We start from the raw sequence: 18,412 nt of genomic DNA on the forward strand, positions 1-18,412 counted from the left end.
CGGCCGCGGAGCCGTGACGCCGCTGGTCCGTATCGCCACTCGTCCTCGGGCGCTCAGCGCGTGACCGTGTGCCGCGTGTTGGGGACGCAGTGGGTCATGGTCAGCCCTGTGACGTCCCGGGGTGGATTCTTGCCCAGGTTGGCGAGCCGCTCGCGCTCCTCGTCGGTCAGGTCCTGGCTTGCCAGCGGCTCCAGAGCGGCGACGTCCTGGGGTCCGATGCCGAGCCCGTCACCGACCTTCAGGCCGAGCTCGTTCTCCACCAGCAGGAAGTGCCACACCATCCGTTCCCGCACCGGCCGGTCGCACTGGGACAGCAGGTCGACGAAGTTCTTCACCAGGTCGTCCCGCTCCCACTGCTCCATCAGCAGGTAGCGCTGGCCCGCCTGGGTGTAGTCGTCGGTGCGGGGGATCCGCTTGCGGGTGAGCCGGCCGCTGATCTCCGGGCCCTGCTCGTCATGGCTGGGGCGCTGCCCCTCCTGCAGGCCACCGGTGATCGACGGCTCGTAGTTGACGATGGGGTTCCCGCCCCCACCGTCCACGTGGTACGTCATCTGGCCGTCCCGCTGGTTCGTACGGACCTCGGCGTTCTTGGCCTGGTTCACCGGGAGCTGCAGGTAGTTCGGACCGACCCGGTAGCGCTGCGTGTCGCTGTAGGAGAAGGTCCGGCCCACCAGCATCTTGTCGTCGGAGAAGTCCAGGCCGTCCACCAGGACGCCGGTGCCGAACGAGATCTGCTCGTTCTCCGCGAAGTAGCTGTCCGGCATCCGGTCGAGCACCATCCTGCCGACCGGCCTCGGCGGGAAGTCCTGCTCGGGCCAGGTCTTCGTGTCGTCCAGCGGATCGAAGTCCAGCTCGGGGTGGTCGTGGTCGTCCATGACCTGGACCAGCAGCTCCCACTCCGGGTACTCGCCGCGTTCCACCGCCTCGTAGAGGTCCTTGGTGGCGTGGCCGAGGCCCTCGGCCTGGACGTTCGCCGCGTCCTCCTCCGTCATGCTGCGTACACCCTGCTTGGGCATCCAGTGGAACTTGACCAGGACCGTGTCGCCCTCCTGGTTGACCCATTTGTACGTGTTGACGCCGAAGCCCTGCATATGGCGGTAGTCGGCCGGGATCCCCCGCGGGCTGAAGAGGTTCACCAGCATGTGCATGGACTCCGGGGTCTGCGACATGAAGTCGAAGATGCGGCGCGGCTGCTGTTCGAAGGTGACCGGATCGGGCTTGAGCGAGTGGATCACGTCCGGGAACTTGATCGCGTCCCGGATGAAGAACACGCCCAGGTTGTTGCCGACCAGGTCCCAGTTGCCGTCCTCGGTGTAGAACTTCACCGCGAAGCCGCGCGGGTCGCGCGCCGCCTCGGAGGAGTCCCGGCCGCCGATCACCGTGGAGAAGCGGACGGCCAGGTCCGTGCGCTTGCCGCGCTCGGCGAAGAGCTTGGCGCGGGTGTAGCGGCCGATCGGCTCGTCGCCCCAGGCTCCGTACGCCTCGAAGTAGCCGTACGCGGTCACCCCGCGGGCGTGGACGACGCGCTCCGGGATGCGCTCGCGGTCGAAGTGGCTGATCTTCTCGAGGAACTGGTAGTTCTCCAGCGTCGCGGGGCCGCGGGCCCCCACGGTGCGCTGGTTCTGGTTGTCGTGGACCGGGTGCCCCTGCCGGTTGGTGAGCACCTCCCGGTCGTCGGGGGCGGGGCCGCTGCTCGGTACATCCGTCACGATCGTCCACTCCTCTGGGGTCGTACGAGAATTTCTAGCAAGGTATGCCCGTATTTCAGCGCATATGCCCTTGATTGTGGAATGGTGGCCTGTACGGCCCCTCGTAGGGCCGCACAGGTCGTGGCGTCCCGGGTGTCCCGGGGGGCCGGCATCACACCCGTGAACGCTCTGACCGGCGGTGGGAGATTTACCGAGCCGCTCAGGGGTACCCCACGGTCTTCCGCAGGGATCCATGGAAGAGCTGGAAGGTGGCCTGTGCCCGAGAAGAACGTGACCGATGTTGAGAACGTGACCGATGTTGAGAATGCGACTGATGTGAAGAACGTCTTCGTGATAGGTCTGGACGACGCCAACCTGCCCACGCTGAACGCGGCGGCGGGAGCCAGGCCGCTGCACTACCACCCCTTGCTGACGACCGGGGAACTGCAGGACGGAGAGGTGTCGGTCCCGGAACTCATCGACAAGGCCCAGGCCGCACTCGACGCCTTCGACGGAAGCATCGACGCGATCGTGGGCTACTGGGACTTCCCCGTGAGCACCCTCGTGCCGATCCTCGCCGAGCGCTACGGAACCCGTAGCACCAGCCTGGAGTCGGTGGTCAAGTGCGAGCACAAGTACTGGAGCCGGCTGGAGCAGCAGAAGGTCACCGACAGGCATCCGCGGTTCGGCCGGGTCGACCTGGACACCGACGATCCGCAGCCCCCTGAGAACGTACGGTTCCCGATGTGGGTCAAGCCGGCCCTCTCGTATTCCTCCGAACTCGCCTTCGGCGTCAAGGACATGGACGAGTTCCGTGACGCCGTCCGCCAGATACGCGAGGGCATCGCCCGGGTCGGCCGTCCCTTCGAGTACATCCTCGACCGGCTTGAGCTGCCGCCCGAGATGGACGGGGTCGGTGGCCAGGTCTGCCTCGCCGAAGAGGCGATGACAGGCCTCCAGGTCGCCGTCGAGGGGTACGTCCATGAGGGCGAGGTGACCGTCTACGGCGTGCTGGACTCCATCAACTACCCCGGAACTTCGAGCTTCCAGCGCCACCAGTACCCCTCGACGCTGCCGCCGCCGGTGATCGAGCAACTGCACGACGTCACCGAGCGCACCATGCGCCAGATCGGCTTCGAGTCGGCCACCTTCAGCGTGGAGTACTTCTACGACCCGAAGACCCAGGAGATCAACCTGCTGGAGATCAACCCCCGGCACTCCCAGTCACACGCCGAACTGTTCGAGTACGTCGACGGCGTACCCAACCACCACTCCATGCTCGGCCTCGCCCTCGGTGAGGACCCGCGCATGCCGCAGCGGGCGGGCTCGTACGCGATGGCCGCGAAGTGGTACTACCGCTGGTTCACCGACGGAGTGGTGCGCAGTGTGCCCTCGCCCGACGACCTCCTCGGCATCGAGTACGAGGCCGACGGCGTGCGGGTGGACGTCACCACCGAGGAGGGGCAGGCCCTTTCCGCCCTGTCCCAACAGGACAGCTACAGCTACGAGCTGGCGCACATCTTCACCGGCGGAAACAGCGAGGAGGACCTGCGGAAGAAGTACGACCAGTGCGTGGCCGCACTGGGGCTCGCCTTCGACGACAGCCCCCGGTGACGACCGCGCGACCGCACGACCAAGGAGCAAGTCCGCCCATGCGTCACGTGAGCAACCTGCCGTACGCGACAAAGGAAGAGGAGGACGTCCGTATCCCGATGCCCGACGGCATCCAGCTGTCGGCCCGCGTCTGGCGCCCCACCTCCTCGGACAACGAGCCCGTGCCCGCGGTGCTGGAGTACATCCCCTACCGCAAACGCGACCTCACCTCGGTACGCGACTCCATGCACCACCCCTACATCGCCGGCCACGGCTATGCCTGTGTGCGCGTCGACCTGCGCGGCACCGGCGACTCGGAGGGGGTGCTGAGGGACGAGTACCTGGAACAGGAACAGGCCGACGCGGAAGCGGTCCTCGCCTGGCTGGCCGACCAGCCCTGGTGCGACGGCAGCACCGGGATGATGGGTCTCTCATGGGGAGCCTTCGCCGCTCTCCAGGTGGCCGCCCGGCAGCCGCCGAGCCTGCGCGCCATCGTCATCGCGTCCTTCACCGACGACCGGCACGCCGACGACATGCACTACATGGGCGGCGCCATGCTGTCGGACAACCTCGCCGAGGCGGGCACCATGTTCGCCTACGCCACCCTGCCGCCCGACCCCGCCGTGGTCGGCGACCGCTGGCGCGAGATGTGGCACGAACGCCTGGAGAACTCCGGGCCCTGGGCCCTTCCCTGGCTGCGCCACCAGCGCCGTGACGACTACTGGCGGCACGCCTCGGTCTCCGAGGACTACCAGGCCGTACGGTGCCCCGTCCTCGCCTCCAGTGGCTGGGCGGACGGCTACTCCAACGCCGTGACCCGGCTGCTCGGCCACCTGGACGTGCCCCGCAAGGGACTGATCGGCCCCTGGTCGCACAAGTTCCCCCACCTCGGAGAACCCGGGCCCGCCATCGGCTACCTCCAGGAAGTGGTGCGGTGGTGGGACCACTGGCTCAAGGGGGCCGACAACGGCGTCATGGACGGTCCCATGCTGCACACCTGGATGCAGGACAGCGTGCCCCCGTCCACGTCGTACGAGGAGCGCCCGGGCCGCTGGGTCGCGGAACCCACCTGGCCGTCCCCGTACGTCCATCCCGTCACCCACCCGCTGACCCGGCACCGGATCGGCACTCCGGTCGAAGCCAATGCCGATGCCGATGCCGGGGCCGGCGTCGGTGCTGGGGCCGGTGTCGAGGACGGGACGGCCGGCGAGGGCGCCGCGATGACGGTGCGTTCCCCGTTGTCCGTCGGCCAGTTCGCGGGCAAGTGGGCCTCCTACAACGCGCCTCCGGACCTGCCGTACGACCAGCGTGAAGAAGACGGCGGCTCGCTCGTCTTCGAGACCGAGCCGCTGACCGAACGGCTGGAGATCCTCGGCTCGCCGACCGTGGAACTGGACCTCTCGGCCGACCGGCCGGTCGCCATGGTCGCTGCGCGTCTGTCGGACGTGAGCCCGGACGGCGCCGCCACCCGCGTCACCTACGGCCTGCTCAACATCACGCGCAGGGAGAGCACCGAGAACCCCGAACCACTGGAGCCGGGCACGCGCTACCGCGCGACCGTCCAGCTCAACGGAGTGGGGCAGGCGTTCCCCCCGGGGCACCGGGTCCGCCTCTCCCTGTCCACGTCGTACTGGCCGCTCGCCTGGCCACCCCCCGAGCCGGCACTGCTGAGCGTGTACGAAGGCTCCAGCACTCTCACGCTCCCCGTCCGCCCGACGGACGAACCGGACGAGATCGCGGTGAACCCGTTCGAGGAGCCCGAGGGCACACCCCCGGTGAGCACGACCCGGCTGACCGCCCCCGAGGGGCGGTGGGAGGTGAAGCGCGACATGGTCGGCTACCGCGCCGAACTGGAGATCGTGAAGGACCAGGGACTCGTCCACTTCGACGAGATCGACCTCGACGTCGGCCGCCGCGCCTACGAGCGGTACACCGCCGTCGCCGACGACTTCACCTCGGTCACCGGCGAGTCGGCCTGGACCATGCGCTTCAGTCGCGACGACTGGGATGTCCGCGTGGAGACACGCACCCGGCTGAGCTGCGACGAACGGGACTTCTTCGTGGACGCCACCCTGGACGGCTACGAGGGCGAGCGCCGGGTCTTCTCCCGCACCTGGAACGAGACGGTGCCACGGGACCTCCTGTAGGGACCACAGAAGTCCCCTGTACCGCTCCCGGGCCCTGCCGTCTCATGTGGCGGCAGGGCCCGGGAGCACTCCGTTCCGGCACGCGTCGATTCCCGTTGCCCGGGAACCCGCCGCACAGAGCGGAACATGAGCGGAACACCACGACAGGCAGAACGACAGACAGAACGACAGACACCACGACATGAACGTGCGAGTGAGGAGCTGCCCGTAATGACCGTTTCCGAGGACAATCGTCGCAGGTCCGAGGCCGGCGACCAGGTGCTGCCGGAGCAACCGGAGGCCCGGGTCCGGCCGGGCGACTTCGAGGAGCGGGAGGAGCGGTCGTGAGCGCACTCACCGGCCTGGAACGAGCGCTGGAGCGGTTCGGAGGGTCACTGTTCGCACAGATCCGGCACAGGGAACCGGTCGAACTGATCGAGGCCCTGCGCAAGGAGTGCGACGACAACATCGTCGTGTGCAGCGAGAGCCGGACCGTCGTCCCCAATGCCTATGACGTCGAATTGGCCGAGTTCGCACACGAGGAACTCGAACGCAACGGCAGCCGGATCGACCAGGTTCTCACCGACAGCCTCCTTCGCCATGGGGAGAGCCGGGGCTATGAATGGGCCGGCCCGCTCGCCGTGCACGTCGCCAAGTCCCGCGACGTACCCAACGGCCGCTACCGGGTGGCGAGCCATGTCATGAAGCACGTGCGGGCCGGCGCGTTCCAGCACTGACCGGCTGACCGCCAGTACTGACCACTGCCAGTACTGACCACTGACCGAATGACGAACCGCTCACGCGAGGGGCGGAGGCCTGAGTACGGCCGCGGTGATCTCCGCGAGTGTCTGCCCTGTGCGGAAGGCCTCCGCCCGCATCGTGGCGAGAGCGCTGTCGATGCTCATACCGGAGCGGGCGGCGACGACCCCGGTGGCTTGATGGGTCGAGGACCAGTGGGCCCGTACGACGTCCCTGGGCTGCCACTTGGGGAACGCGAAGTCGTCGAAGAGTTTGGTGCGCGCCGGCAGGAGAGCCCTCACCACGGCGTCGGCGACCTGGGCGCCCACACGCATCGACGGCGCGTCGAGGCCGCCGTCGGCACGCGTGAAGAGTTCCATCGAGCCGAGCGTCTGCTCGGCGGCCCGCATGGGGAACGCGCAGACGGCGCCCACCTCGGGAAGGTCCTCGACGACGGTCGCGCCGAAGAAGGGCCAAGGGGTGACGTGCCGCCGCAGGCCGCTTCCCACGGCCGGCACGCCTTCCGAGGCGGCGGAGATACAGGGGCCTTCCGCCACGGTGAACTGGATCTCCTCAAGTCGAAGAGCCGTGTCGTTGGACGCGCACAGCAGCTGCCGGGCCGGCGTGTCGGTGAACAGGGACAATGTCACCCCGTCGGCGGCCAGGACTTCGCACACCGTTTGGCAGAGAGTGCGTGGCAGGTCGCCGGCCTTCGCGTGACGGGCAGCCTCCGAAACTGTCCGTGCCGCCGAGGATCGCGGTGCAGTCATCGAAATCTCCGCCCTGTCCCGTCAGTGCCGTCTTTCTTGGCGAGTACCCAAGTACCCGGGTGAACCGAGTACCCAGGTACCTCCTCGCAGGCGTAGGGATCGGCAGGCGCAGGGAACGGCGGGCATCGGGAAGGCACGCGTCCCGAACGGTTGCCTACGGTGCCGAGGGCGGCTCCTCCTCGGGTACGACATGGACCGCGGCCTCCTCGGCGCCCGCCGCTCCACCGTCGATGCCCAGGTCGGAGGCGACGGCTTCCTTCGTCGTGTCCGAGTGCGCGCCCTCGTCCGGCGCCACCAGGCGGCCCGCGCGCTCCGCGCCTGCCTCGGGGTCGAGCGGTTCGCCCTCGCCGTCGGGCAGGTCGCCGATGCCGTCGCCGGCCGGGGCGTCCTCGTCGGGGACCTCCTGGCCCAGCCGTTCGTCGAGGCTCTCGCCCTCATGCTGCTCGGCCGCCGTGACACCACTCTTGTTGACACCCAGCGGCTTCTCGGGCGGGGAATAGCCTTCGTCGAGCATGTCGTCGTACGTGCGTTCGTCCACCGCGTCCTGGAGGTCCAGCGGAGAGGCGTCTTCCTGCTCCTCGTTGGTCCCCGTGGGCTGGTAGGCGTCGTCCGCCATGCTGTCGTCGTTCATGTTCAGCCTCCTGACCCGGTGATCGTTTCGTGCTCCCCGTAGGAGTATCGCGGTGCCCGGCATGCGGCCCGTGAAACACCGGAGCACCCGGTGAGCGGTGCCCGCGGCGGTCGGAACCGCCGGTGGTCTCCGGCGCTCAGCTGTCACCGCCGCGACAGCGCCCGGCCGGCTCGCGCTATTGACCGGTACATACCAAGCCGATTGAGTGTCCCGCGCAGACCCCCCACTTTTTCCGGCCGTCGAACCGGCGCGCCGCGCTGCCGAAGGGACCCGACCGCCATGCGGAGATATCGCCCCCTGCTCGCCCTCACCGCCGCCGGAGCCGCACTGACCACCGTCCTGGCCGCTCCCGCCCATGCCGCGGACGTGCCGACGGCGGGCGTCTTCTACGTACAGAGCGCTGTCACCGGTCTGAACGCCGCCGACAGCGGGGGAGCGGTCGTCCAGCGCAACCCCAAGGGCAACGAGGACCGCCAGCAGTGGACGCTCCGGGCCGGCGGCACCTCGTACGTGCTGGAAAGCACCGACACGGCGGGCAGTTGCCTCGGCCGGTCGGGCGGCCAGGCGAGAACCGTGGCCTGCGCGGGCGCCGACGCCTCGTGGGAGATCACCCCGACGGGCACCGACCGGTACCGGCTCAAAGTGCCCGGCGCCGACCAGTACCTGACCGTCGGAGCGAAGACCTCCGGTGCCAACTACCCCGCGCAGTTGGTGGTGGGCGCGGCGGGCGATCCCGCGGCCTGGTACCTGACGCCGGTGACGTCCCCGACCTCCCCGATGCCGTCCGCGGACCGACGCACCCTCGACCAGGTCACGTTCCTCACCTCGCACAACGCCTACGCGAACGGTGTCGACGGCGGATTCGCACCGCCCTTCGTGAATCTCGTCCCGAACCAGAGCCGGGGCATCAACCAGCAACTCACCGACGGCGTACGCGGATTCATGCTGGACATCCACCAGACCTCGGACGGCGCGATCCTGTGCCACAACAGCTGCACCCTCGTCAGCAGGCCGGTGGCGCTGAACGTGGACATCCAGCGCATGGTCGACTTCCTCCGGCAGAACCCGAACGAGTTCATCAGCGTGTTCCTGGAGGACTACGTCGACCCGGGCGTCCTGCGCAGTGAACTGGCCAAGGTGAACGGCCTGTCCGACGTCCTCTACCGCCCGGACCAGACGGGTGTGCGCGCCAACGGCTGGCCGAAGATGGCGGACCTGACCGCCGCCAACGACCGTCTGCTCCTGTTCACCGACCACAGTCGCTCCGCCGACGAGTCGGCCGGGCTCACCCGTGACAGCTTCGGCGTCATGTACCAGCGCGAGTGGACCGTGGAGAACTACTGGTCCATGGGCTCGGGCCTCGGGAGCTCGGACTGGTCCTGCTACAGCCGCTGGTACGACGCCGGCACCAACATCCCCCTCACCGCCACGGCACCGCCCTTCCGCCCGCTCTTCGTGATGAACCACTTCCGTGACGCGGCGATCGCCTCGGCCGCCACCACCGACAACACCAAGCTCGCCGACCGGGCCCGGCGCTTCTGTCAGCCCGCAGCCCGCAAGAAGCCCAACTTCCTCGCGGTGGACCACTACGACCTCGGCAACCCGGCCTCGGCGGTGACGGCACTGAACACGTACACGTACTGACGCCGGTCACATACGTGCCGCTTCCCCCCGGGTGCCACCCGATGCGGCCGCCCCCGTAGCCCGGCGCTCCAGGAGCGGGCGGAGCCCGGTCAGGAGTGCTGGACACCGTCCGGGGGCGGTGTCAGGCTCCCTGTTTCGAGCAGGGACATGAAGGCCCTTGCCGCCGGACTGGTCGCCTCCGGCGGTGGGAGCATCGCGACGGTCTCGTACGGGGTCTCGGTGTCGGCCTTGAGCGGGAAGGCCGGAAGGTCCGGCCGTTTCTGGGCGAAGTGACGCGGTACGACGGCGATGCCGAGGCCTTCCTCGACGAGGTCGAGGAGACTGTGCACGTCGTTGACCTCCAGGGCGACCGTCCGGTGCACGCCCGCCGCCGCGAAGGCCGCGTCCGTGGTGCGGCGAGGCCCCCAGTCCGGGTGGAAGTCGACGAAGGCCTCACCGCCCAGCTCGTACGGGGTGACCGGCCCGCCGCCCGCCAGACGGTGCGAGGGATGACAGAGGACGGTCATCGGCTCACGGGTCAGTGGCAGACAGCGCAGCTGTTCCGTGTCGGCGCGGGTCGTCACCGCGAACGCCAGATCCAGACGGCCCGCCGCGACATCCTCCGCGAGCGCGCCCGAGCCGGCCTGCCGCAGCCGGATCTCCACGTCCGGATGCTGCCTTCGGAACCCGGCCAGCAGCGGGGCCACGTGTACGCCGGCGATGCACTGCTCGGTGCCCAGCGAGAGCGTGCCGCGCAGCACGCCCTGCACGGCGGCCACCGCGTCGTGGGCCGCGCGGACCTGGGCCAGGATCCGCTCCGCCTCGGTCAGCAGGGCCCGCCCGGCCTCGGTGAGCGTCACACGGCGGGTGGTGCGGACGAAGAGCGGGGCGCGCAGTTCGCGTTCCAGCGTGCGGATGGAGGCGGACAGGCCGGACTGCGACACCATCAGGCGTTCCGCTGCCCGGGTGAAGTGCTGGTCCTCGGCGACCGCGACGAAGTGCTGGAGATGGCGCAGTTCCATGATTGAGAAGCGTATCCGCTGAATCTCATCCGATTCTCCTGTTGGACCGCTGGCGGCCGGGCAGGCGAGAGTGGACACCGGTCCACTCCGTACCGACCCCTCTGGAGAACGCGTTGTACACCGCACACACCGACCGCTACGCGGACATGCCCTACCGACGCACCGGACGCAGCGGCCTGAAGCTGCCCGCCTTCTCCCTGGGCCTGTGGCACAACTTCGGCCCCGACCGGCCGGTGGACGTCCAGCGGGCGATCCTGCGGCGCGCCTTCGACCTGGGCGTCACCCACTTCGACCTGGCCAACAACTACGGGCCCCCGCCCGGCGCCGCCGAGTCGGCCCTCGGTGAGGCGCTGAAGGCGGACTTCGCGCCGTACCGCGACGAGCTGGTCATCTCCACCAAGGCCGGCTACCTGATGTGGCCGGGCCCGTACGGGGAATGGGGCTCCCGCAAATACCTGCTGTCCTCGCTCGACCAGAGCCTGAACCGTATGGGCCTCGACCACGTCGACATCTTCTACTCGCACCGCCCCGACCCGGAGACTCCCCTGGAGGAGACGATGGGCGCCCTGCACTCCGCGGTCCAGCAGGGCAAGGCGCTGTACGTCGGTGTCTCGAACTATTCGCCGGAGCAGACCCGTGAGGCCGCCCGGATCCTGGGTGAACTGGGAACTCCGCTCCTCATCCACCAGCCGCGCTACTCGATGCTCGACCGGCGCCCCGAGGAGGAAGGCCTCCTGGACGCGCTCGACGAACTGCAGATCGGATCCATCGCCTACTCGCCGCTGGAGCAGGGCCTGCTCACGGGCCGCTACCTGGACGGGATCCCGGAGGGGTCGCGGGCCGCGAGCGACAGCCCCTTCCTCAGCGCGGACAAGCTGACCGAGGAACTCGTCGCCGACCTGCGCGCCCTGCACGACATCGCCAAGTCCCGCGGCCAGTCCCTGGCCCAGATGGCGCTGGCCTGGGTGCTGCGCGGCGGCCGGATCACCTCCGCGCTGATCGGCGCCAGCAGCCCGCAGCAGCTGGAGGACAGCGTGGCGGCCAAGGACAATCTGGAGTTCTCGCCGGACGAGCTCGCCCAGATCGACGAGATCGTCCGGCGGTCGACGACCTCCTAGCCTTCACGGTCCCACCACCTTCGTACTGCGTACGAACGCACGTCGGCCCGCCGGTGTCACACCGGCGGGCCGACGTGCGTGCCGGCGACACGGTGTGCCCTGCCCCCTTGCCGCGATTCGGCCGGTCGGCGCCGTGAATATGCCAAGAGACTGGCTGGAAAGGCATGGTGACAGCGTGTCAGGAGTGGCGATACTCGAACACTAGGGTCATTCACAGTCAGTCGAAGGCATTCACACAGGAACAGCGCCATGTGCACGGCAGAACGAGCCGCGGGAGAGAGGCCGACAGGCAGCGAGCACATGTAGTGGGGGAGTGATCGTGCACGACGAATTCCTGTGCCACGTCACCGCGTACGGAGTCTGTGGCGGAATGTGGATCGGCGTACCGCTCGGCACGTACCGAGCGCCCACCCTGGCCCTCGCCATGTGGTGGTTACGGGACCGGGCGTCCTGGATCGCCGAGCGGCTGGATCCGAACCCCGACGCCCCCTACTTCCCGCCGAACTCGATGGCGCCCGTCGCCGGCGCATCCCCCGATGTGCCCGTCGTGCTGCGTACATGGTGCGGCGACGACACGCAACAGGAGCTGGCCGCCGACGAGTTGGCCGCCGGACACCTGGTGCGCATCGCCGTCAGTGACGAGACCACTGAGTACGAACTGCTCGCGGAGTCGGTCGACGCCCTGCGGATGCAGCGGACACTGCCCTTCCTGTCCGTCCCGGCCGCCTGATCCGGCGCAGCTCCTCGCGTCCCCCGGGGCGCTGCTGTCACCGCACGCACGGCAGGCGATCATGTGGACGAATAGCTAGAATTCAGGCATGGCAGAGCGGTCTGCGGCGCCCGAACTCGTCCTTGAAACCGAGACGGGCTCCACGGTGTTGATGCCTGACCACGCCTACCACGTCGGCCGGGACCCGGTCTGCGACATCGTCATCGAGGACGTCCGGGTCTCCTGGCACCACGCGGTCCTGCGGGCGGGTACCGGACACTGGACGCTGCGGGACGAGAACAGCACGAACGGCACCTACGCCGACGGCCGCCGCGTCCATGAGTGGGACGTCGGACCCGGCACGGTCATCCGCTTCGGCAACCCCGCCGACGGCCCGTACGCCGTGCTTGCCGACCGGCCCCCGCCCGCCCCCGAGCGGCCCTCGGTCGTCTCCGTGCCCGCCGCGACCGGCACCTTCCGGCAGCCCGCCACCGTACGATCGCTGCCCGCCCGCACCGTCCGTATCGGCCGCGGCGGTGACAACGACCTCGTCGTCGACGATCTGAGCGTCTCCCGGCGGCACGCGGAGCTGCGGGCGCTGCCGGACGGGACGTACGAGATCGCCGACCTGGACAGCCACAACGGCACCTACCTGAACGGCCAGCCCGTCACCCGCGCGCGCATCGACGGGGGCGACATCGTCGGGATCGGCCACTCGGCGTTCTGCCTGGTCGGCGACCAGCTCCAGGAGTACGTCGACACCGGCGAGGTCTCGCTCGACGTGCAGGACCTGATCGTCGCCGTGGACCGGGGCCGTAAGACGCTCCTCGACCGGGTCTCCTTCCCTGTCGGGGAGAAGTGCCTGCTGGCCGTCGTCGGACCCAGCGGCGCGGGAAAGTCCACGCTGCTCAACGCCCTGACCGGGCAGCGCCCCGCCGACCGCGGCACGGTCCTGTACGACGGCCGCGACCTCTACCACGACTACGCCGAGCTGCGGCATCGCATCGGCCTCGTGCCGCAGGACGACATCCTGCACGCCCAGCTGACCGTGCGACGCGCCCTCACCTACGCGGCCGAACTGCGCTTCCCGCAGGACACGGCGAAGGCCGAGCGCAGGGCCCGCGTCGACGAGGTCATCCGTGAACTGGGCCTCGGACAACGCGCCGGGCAGGCCATCCACAGCCTCTCCGGCGGCCAGCGCAAACGTGTCAGTGTGGCACTCGAACTGCTCACCAAACCCTCGCTGCTCTTCCTCGACGAGCCGACCTCCGGCCTCGACCCCGGCATGGACCGCTCCGTGATGCACATGCTGCGCGGGCTGGCCGACGACGGGCGGACTGTCGTCGTCGTCACGCACAGCGTGCTCAGCCTCGACGTCTGCGACCGGCTGCTCGTGCTGGCGCCCGGCGGCAAGGTCGCCTACTACGGGCCGCCCGACGAGACCCTCGCCTTCTTCGGCTACGAGCAGTGGCCGGAGGCCTTCGAGGCTTTCGAACGGGACCAGGGCCGGGACTGGGCAGGCGACTACCGCGAGTCGCCCCAGCACCGGCAGTACATAGTCAACGCCACCGCCCAGCCGCGCCTGCCCCGCGCCGACGACGGCTCCGTCCCCGAAGGCATGGTCGTCGGGCCCCCGAAACCACAGAGCTGGGGTTCGCAACTGGGCACGCTCGTGCGCCGGTACGCGGCGGCGCTCAGCGCGGACCGGACGTTCCTAGCCATCATGATCGCCCTGCCCTTCGTGATGGGCGCGATGGCCCGGGCGCTGGCGGGGAGCAGACTGACGCAGGAGACGGCGATGAACGCGCTGCTCATCCTCTGTGTCGGCGGGGTCCTGACGGGCGCGGCCAACGCCGTACGCGAACTCGTCAAAGAGCGCGTCATCTACCAGCGCGAACGGGCCGTCGGCCTGTCCAGATCGGCGTACCTGATGTCCAAGGTCGTCGTCCTCGGCGCGGTCACCGTGCTCCAGGCCGTCGTGCTGACCCTGGTGGCGCTGCTCGGTGTCGACCTGAACGCGCCCGGCGGCGAGGGAGTCGTCCTGCCGCCCCTCGCGGAGATCACGGTCGCCGTCGCGCTCCTCGCCTTCACCGCGATGATGCTCGGACTCCTCGTCTCCGGGCTGGTACGCAAGGAGGAGGTCACGATGCCGCTGCTCGTGCTCCTCGCCATCGTCCAGGTGGTGTTCTGCGGCGCGCTGCTGAAGCTCGACGGGGTGCCCGGCATCGCGCAGTTGTCGTGGCTGGTGCCGTCGCGTTGGGCGCTCGGCGCGATGGCGGGCACCGTCGAACTGGCCCGGCTCGTTCCGGGCAAGCTGACGGCCGACCCGCTGTTCCGGCACTCGCCGGGCGTGTGGCTGCTCAACATGGGCATGCTCGTCGTCCTCTCGGCCGTCTTCGGCTACGCCGTGGCCAAGCTGCTCAGGCGGCATGAACCCGAAGTCATGCGGAAGTAGGAGGGGGAAGCAGACGCGATGACGACGACTTCCGGCTTCCGCCCCACGCACGTGGTCCCGCAGGACGGCATGCCGGCCTGGGACGCCCCCGACCCGGTCCGGCCCACCGTGTCCCTCGACGCCCTCCTCCCGGTCCGGCTCGTCGAGCGGCGCGGCGACTGGGGGCACGTCGTATGCGCCAACGGCTGGTCCGCGTGGGTCGACGGCCGTCTGCTGGTCGCCGTACCGCAGGAGCCGCCCGCCGCCGGGCAGCCGCTCGCCCGTACGGCCGACCCGCGCCCGCTGCTCGCCCGCGTCGAGGAGACGCTGGCCCGGTACCGGCAGGCCGTCGAGGACCTCGCGGCCGGACGCCTCGACGGGGAGGCGTTCCACGCCCGGACACAGGGCATGCGGGTCGGGATCGTCGCCGAGGAGGAGGCCGTCTGGCTGTACGAGGCCGAGCACGAGCGATGGGTGTACTGCGACGGCACCCGGCTCAGCGCGTACGCGACGCAGCAGCCGCCTGCCGCCTCCGGCCTCCACCCGTCTGCCGCCACCCCTCCCGGACCGGCCGGTCCCGAGCCGCTTGCGCCGTCCGCGCCGCCCGGGTCATCCGGGCCGCACGAGCCGCATGAGCCGCCCGGGCCGCCTGCTGCGGCCGGGCATGCGCCCACGCAGGTCGTGCCGGGTGTAGGGCCGGGACCGGCCAGGCGTGGCGAGGACCCCCGACACGCCCCCACCCGCCTCGTCACGGGGGACGGGAACGGGAAAGGGAACGGGGACCGTACGGAGGACGGTGACGGGTGATGCCGCACGACACGGGCCCGCCGCACTCGGGGCGGTCGTCCGACCTGGTCGGCACAGAGATCGCGGGCTACCGGATCGAGCGCGAGGTCGGCCGCGGAGGCATGGCCGTTGTCTACCGCGCCAAGGACCTGCGCCTCGACCGGACCGTCGCCCTGAAACTGCTGGCCCCGGAACTCGCCCGCAACGACACGTTCCGCAAACGCTTCACCCACGAGTCACGCGTGGCCGCCGCGATCGACCATCCGCACATCGTGCCGGTCTTCGAGGCGGGTGAGACGGACGGTGTCCTCTACATCGCCATGCGGTACGTCGCAGGCCGAGACCTGCGTCATCTGCTCGACCGGGAAGGGCCGTTGGCCATCGCGGTGGCCGGCCGCATAGCCGTTCAGGTGGCGTCGGCGCTCGACGCCGCCCACGACCACGGCCTGGTCCACCGGGACGTCAAACCCGGCAACATCCTGGTCGCGGCGGGCACGGACAGCGACCATCCCGAGCACGTCTACCTCACCGACTTCGGGCTCACGAAGAAGTCGCTGTCCCTGACCGGGTTCACGACCGTCGGTCAGTTCGTCGGCACGCTCGACTACGTGGCGCCCGAGCAGATCTCCGGGCGTCCGGTCGACGGCCGTTGCGATGTCTACAGCCTGGCCTGTGTCGTTCACGAGACCCTGACGGGCGGGCCGCCCTTCCAGCGGGACGACGACATGGCGTTGTTGTGGGCGCACCAGTACGACCGGCCGCCGACGGTGACCGAGCAGCGGCCCGATCTTGCCGCCGCCGTCGACGGTGTTCTGGCGAAAGCCCTCGCGAAGAGCCCCGACGACCGGTACGAGTCGTGTCTTGCCTTTGTGGCGGCGCTGCGTACCGCGTCGGGGGGTGTGACGGCCGGCCACGCCCCCACCGTTGTGGGCCCCGGTGCCGAGGGTGGCTCCGGACGGCTCGGGGTGCCGCCCGCGCCGCCGAGGTGGGCTCGGCCTGTGTTTCCCGGGTCGGTGACGTGAGGACCTGTCCGCGTGGCTCTACGGTGTGGAGGCCTTGCTGAGCAGCAAGTGGGCATGGGGGAACTGGCGTTCGTCCTCCAGCGGGGCTCGTCGGAGGCGGGCCGTTTCGGTGAAGCCCGTTTCGGTCAGCAGGTCGGACACCCGGTCGGGGGACCAGCGGTAGGCCAGAGCCACCTTGTGGTCGAAGGGCTCCGCCAGCTCCGCTGGATCGTCGTGGGCCTGGAACGAGAGCAGCAGATGGCCACCGGGCTTCAGCACGCGGTGGAACTCCGCACACACCTGCGGCAGCCGCTCCGGGGGAGTGTGAATGATCGAGTAGCGGGCCACCACTCCAGCGAGCCTGCCGTCGTCGAGATCCAGCGCGGTCATCGAGCCCACCTCGAACCGCAGGTCCGGGTGGGCCGTACGGGCGATGGCGATCATCTCCGCCGACAGGTCGACGCCGGACGCGTCCAGGCCGAGCGAGTGGAGTAGGGACGTCACATGACCCGGACCGCAGCCCAGGTCGGCGACGGGCCCGCCGCCGTCCGTTCGTACGAGGTCGGCGAACGCGCTGAGCATCGCCCGGTCCAGGGGAAAGTCCGCCAAGCCGTTGGCGAAGAGCTCGGCATAGCGGGCGGCCATGGAGTCGTAGGCCGTTCGGGTGGTGTGCAGGAAGTCAGGTTCGATCATGAGTGCGTACCGTAGTACGACCCGCGACCCGCGACCCGCGGACCTCAGGTTCTCGGATTCCCCAGCTCGCCGTGGTGACGCACCCGGGACGCGAGCAGCGCGCCCACGAAGCCGGTGACCAGGCCCCAGAGCAGGGCGAGACCGAGCGCGCCCCACAGCGCGGGACGCAGGAACAGCTCGCCGGACAACCCGCCGCCGATGTCCCCGACACCGAACAGCGACAGGCCGTAGTGCGCGTCGATCCGGCCGAGGAGACAGATCGTGAGCACCGTGAGCGCGAGCGCGACCGCCATGTGCACGGCGTGCTGCCAGGCACGCATCCGAGCCGGTGAGCGCGAGGCCATCAGGAACGCGACAGCCGACAGGAGCACCGAGCCGACGACCACGAGCCACCACACCCTGCCGTCCTGCTCGGAGAGCGTGCGCAGATCGAGGGTCGAGATGTCGGGAGTACGCAGCACACTGTCCAGCACCTGGGGCATCGGCAGCCCGAACGGCCCCTCGACCCGGCCCTCCCAGGTGGCGCCCAGACCGATCGTGAAGAGGGGCCAGACGAGGTTCGGCAGCCCGAGGAGGACCACGGCGAGCGTCTGCGCGGCATGCCCCCGGGTCACCGCCACCACCAGGGCGATGACCCCACCCAGAACCACGTACGCGAGCAGCAGTACGACCATGGCGTACGCGGCCGGCCGCACCGACTCCTGGAAACGCAGAAGGCGGGGCGGGAGCGGAGCCCCGGGCGAGACGAGCAGCGCGAGGACGAGAACGCCGGCCAGCCACAGGTGACCGAGGCCGAGCGTCACCGGCACATCGGCCTGGAAACCGACTCGCGTTGACGCGGCGCCCAACACGTCGCCGAGGTCGGAGAGAGCCCCCTCACCCGGGGAGAGCGCGAAGGTCCGGCGGGCCGACAGCGCGAGGGCGGTCAGGGCGAGCAGCCACACGACGGCGATCCGGCCGGCCCAGCCCGCCAGCTCGGGCGCGCCCGCCACAGCCCGGTGGCGCAGCGGGCGCAGGAAACCGGCGGCGACGACCAGAGCTCCGGTCAGCGTCACCGAAAGGGGGATCACGGTGAGGGCCGCCCGGGTCTCGGCGATCGCTCCCGCGTTCCCCGCGAACTTGACGGAACCGCCGACCGCCATCACCGACGTCGCCGCGACGACACGAGGGAACGCGCCGCCGGGCAGGTCGGCGGCCCCGGCCGCCCACAGTCCGAGCGCGGAGACCACGATCATGGCGATCAGCCCGGCGAGGACCGTTGTCAGGGCCTGGACCCAGCCGTGTCGCGCCACTACCTGGTCAGGGGCTGTCCGGAGGCTCACCCTGCCACGCTAGGCAGGCCCTCGGCGGCGCGCCTGCCGAGAGGGCCGACCGCGTCGGCTTGCGGGCGGTACAGGACCGGAGCACACAATGGCCTCGTTGTGGAATAAAGCGGCGCGAAGTGCGTGAAGTATGCGAAGTGCCGCGGTGTCCGTACACC

Annotated in this window: 15 protein-coding genes; 9 read left to right on the top strand and 6 right to left on the bottom strand. The window is 69.9% G+C overall.

What is annotated here, in order from left to right:
- Positions 1 to 53: 53 nt before the first annotated feature.
- Complete coding sequence (locus AB0D14_RS21990) at positions 54 to 1,709, bottom strand: catalase (RefSeq protein WP_362781463.1); 1,656 nt, start codon at positions 1,707 to 1,709, stop codon at positions 54 to 56.
- A gap of 288 nt (positions 1,710 to 1,997) precedes the next feature.
- Between AB0D14_RS21990 and AB0D14_RS21995 the strand changes: the two genes are divergently transcribed.
- The 3 genes from AB0D14_RS21995 (at position 1,998) to AB0D14_RS22005 (ending at position 6,144) form a co-directional block, all read left to right on the top strand.
- Positions 1,998 to 3,302, top strand: a complete 1,305-nt coding sequence (locus tag AB0D14_RS21995) for an ATP-grasp domain-containing protein (protein WP_362781465.1) — start codon at positions 1,998 to 2,000, stop codon at positions 3,300 to 3,302.
- Positions 3,303 to 3,340: 38 nt separating this feature from the next.
- Positions 3,341 to 5,428 carry a CocE/NonD family hydrolase gene (locus AB0D14_RS22000; RefSeq protein WP_362781466.1) on the top strand — a complete coding sequence of 696 codons (2,088 nt, stop codon included), beginning with the start codon at positions 3,341 to 3,343 and terminating at the stop codon, positions 5,426 to 5,428.
- Between the two features lie 323 nt (positions 5,429 to 5,751).
- The gene (locus tag AB0D14_RS22005) at positions 5,752 to 6,144 is read left to right on the top strand and encodes a DUF3662 domain-containing protein (RefSeq protein WP_362781468.1); all 393 of its coding nucleotides are present in this window, start codon (positions 5,752 to 5,754) and stop codon (positions 6,142 to 6,144) included.
- A gap of 60 nt (positions 6,145 to 6,204) precedes the next feature.
- Here the strand turns inward: AB0D14_RS22005 and AB0D14_RS22010 are convergent, their stop codons facing one another.
- Together AB0D14_RS22010 and AB0D14_RS22015 are read right to left on the bottom strand one after the other, a co-directional pair.
- Positions 6,205 to 6,915, bottom strand: coding sequence for a hypothetical protein (locus tag AB0D14_RS22010; RefSeq protein ID WP_362781470.1), 711 nt, complete (start codon positions 6,913 to 6,915; stop codon positions 6,205 to 6,207).
- 154 nt (positions 6,916 to 7,069) lie between these two features.
- Positions 7,070 to 7,546, bottom strand: coding sequence for a DUF5709 domain-containing protein (locus AB0D14_RS22015; RefSeq protein ID WP_362781472.1), 477 nt, complete (start codon positions 7,544 to 7,546; stop codon positions 7,070 to 7,072).
- Positions 7,547 to 7,825: 279 nt separating this feature from the next.
- On the opposite strand from AB0D14_RS22015, the gene AB0D14_RS22020 reads away from it, so the two are divergent.
- On the top strand, positions 7,826 to 9,190 hold the full coding sequence (locus tag AB0D14_RS22020; RefSeq protein WP_362781474.1) for a phospholipase: 1,365 nt from the start codon (positions 7,826 to 7,828) through the stop codon (positions 9,188 to 9,190).
- Positions 9,191 to 9,279: 89 nt separating this feature from the next.
- Here AB0D14_RS22020 and AB0D14_RS22025 read toward each other — a convergent pair whose 3' ends face one another.
- On the bottom strand, positions 9,280 to 10,191 hold the full coding sequence (locus AB0D14_RS22025; protein ID WP_362781476.1) for a LysR family transcriptional regulator: 912 nt from the start codon (positions 10,189 to 10,191) through the stop codon (positions 9,280 to 9,282).
- A gap of 113 nt (positions 10,192 to 10,304) precedes the next feature.
- On the opposite strand from AB0D14_RS22025, the gene mgrA reads away from it, so the two are divergent.
- The 5 genes from mgrA to AB0D14_RS22050 all read left to right on the top strand — a co-directional run bounded on the left by mgrA (position 10,305) and on the right by AB0D14_RS22050 (position 16,260).
- A complete protein-coding gene (gene mgrA, locus AB0D14_RS22030; protein WP_362781477.1) occupies positions 10,305 to 11,309 on the top strand; it encodes an L-glyceraldehyde 3-phosphate reductase in 1,005 nt (334 codons plus the stop codon).
- Between the two features lie 319 nt (positions 11,310 to 11,628).
- Positions 11,629 to 12,039 (top strand): hypothetical protein, encoded by a 411-nt coding sequence (locus AB0D14_RS22035; protein ID WP_362781478.1) that lies wholly within the window; start codon positions 11,629 to 11,631, stop codon positions 12,037 to 12,039.
- Between the two features lie 88 nt (positions 12,040 to 12,127).
- A complete protein-coding gene (locus AB0D14_RS22040; RefSeq protein ID WP_362781479.1) occupies positions 12,128 to 14,473 on the top strand; it encodes an FHA domain-containing protein in 2,346 nt (781 codons plus the stop codon).
- Positions 14,474 to 14,491: 18 nt separating this feature from the next.
- Positions 14,492 to 15,259, top strand: a complete 768-nt coding sequence (locus tag AB0D14_RS22045) for a hypothetical protein (protein WP_362781480.1) — start codon at positions 14,492 to 14,494, stop codon at positions 15,257 to 15,259.
- Positions 15,259 to 16,260 (top strand): serine/threonine-protein kinase, encoded by a 1,002-nt coding sequence (locus AB0D14_RS22050; RefSeq protein WP_362781481.1) that lies wholly within the window; start codon positions 15,259 to 15,261, stop codon positions 16,258 to 16,260. The genes AB0D14_RS22045 and AB0D14_RS22050 overlap by 1 nt, the downstream gene beginning before the upstream one ends.
- 18 nt (positions 16,261 to 16,278) lie before the next feature.
- Here AB0D14_RS22050 and AB0D14_RS22055 read toward each other — a convergent pair whose 3' ends face one another.
- Together AB0D14_RS22055 and AB0D14_RS22060 are read right to left on the bottom strand one after the other, a co-directional pair.
- A complete protein-coding gene (locus AB0D14_RS22055; RefSeq protein WP_362781482.1) occupies positions 16,279 to 16,932 on the bottom strand; it encodes a class I SAM-dependent methyltransferase in 654 nt (217 codons plus the stop codon).
- Positions 16,933 to 16,976: 44 nt separating this feature from the next.
- On the bottom strand, positions 16,977 to 18,254 hold the full coding sequence (locus AB0D14_RS22060; RefSeq protein ID WP_362781483.1) for a streptophobe family protein: 1,278 nt from the start codon (positions 18,252 to 18,254) through the stop codon (positions 16,977 to 16,979).
- Between the last annotated feature and the right edge of the window lie 158 nt (positions 18,255 to 18,412).

This window comes from Streptomyces sp. NPDC048484 (assembly GCF_040651415.1).
Taxonomy (GTDB): Bacteria; Actinomycetota; Actinomycetes; order Streptomycetales; family Streptomycetaceae; genus Streptomyces.

Excerpts from the sequence above, each read along its gene's own strand:
- AB0D14_RS22010 (WP_362781470.1), bottom strand. The coding sequence starts at position 6,915 with ATGACTGCACCGCGATCCTCGGCGGCACGGACAGTTTCGGAGGCTGCC.
- AB0D14_RS22015 (WP_362781472.1), bottom strand. The coding sequence starts at position 7,546 with ATGAACGACGACAGCATGGCGGACGACGCCTACCAGCCCACGGGGACC.
- AB0D14_RS22055 (WP_362781482.1), bottom strand. The coding sequence starts at position 16,932 with ATGATCGAACCTGACTTCCTGCACACCACCCGAACGGCCTACGACTCC.
- AB0D14_RS22025 (WP_362781476.1), bottom strand. The coding sequence starts at position 10,191 with ATGGAACTGCGCCATCTCCAGCACTTCGTCGCGGTCGCCGAGGACCAG.
- AB0D14_RS22050 (WP_362781481.1), top strand. The coding sequence starts at position 15,259 with ATGCCGCACGACACGGGCCCGCCGCACTCGGGGCGGTCGTCCGACCTG.
- AB0D14_RS22000 (WP_362781466.1), top strand. The coding sequence starts at position 3,341 with ATGCGTCACGTGAGCAACCTGCCGTACGCGACAAAGGAAGAGGAGGAC.
- AB0D14_RS22045 (WP_362781480.1), top strand. The coding sequence starts at position 14,492 with ATGACGACGACTTCCGGCTTCCGCCCCACGCACGTGGTCCCGCAGGAC.
- AB0D14_RS22040 (WP_362781479.1), top strand. The coding sequence starts at position 12,128 with ATGGCAGAGCGGTCTGCGGCGCCCGAACTCGTCCTTGAAACCGAGACG.
- AB0D14_RS22020 (WP_362781474.1), top strand. The coding sequence starts at position 7,826 with ATGCGGAGATATCGCCCCCTGCTCGCCCTCACCGCCGCCGGAGCCGCA.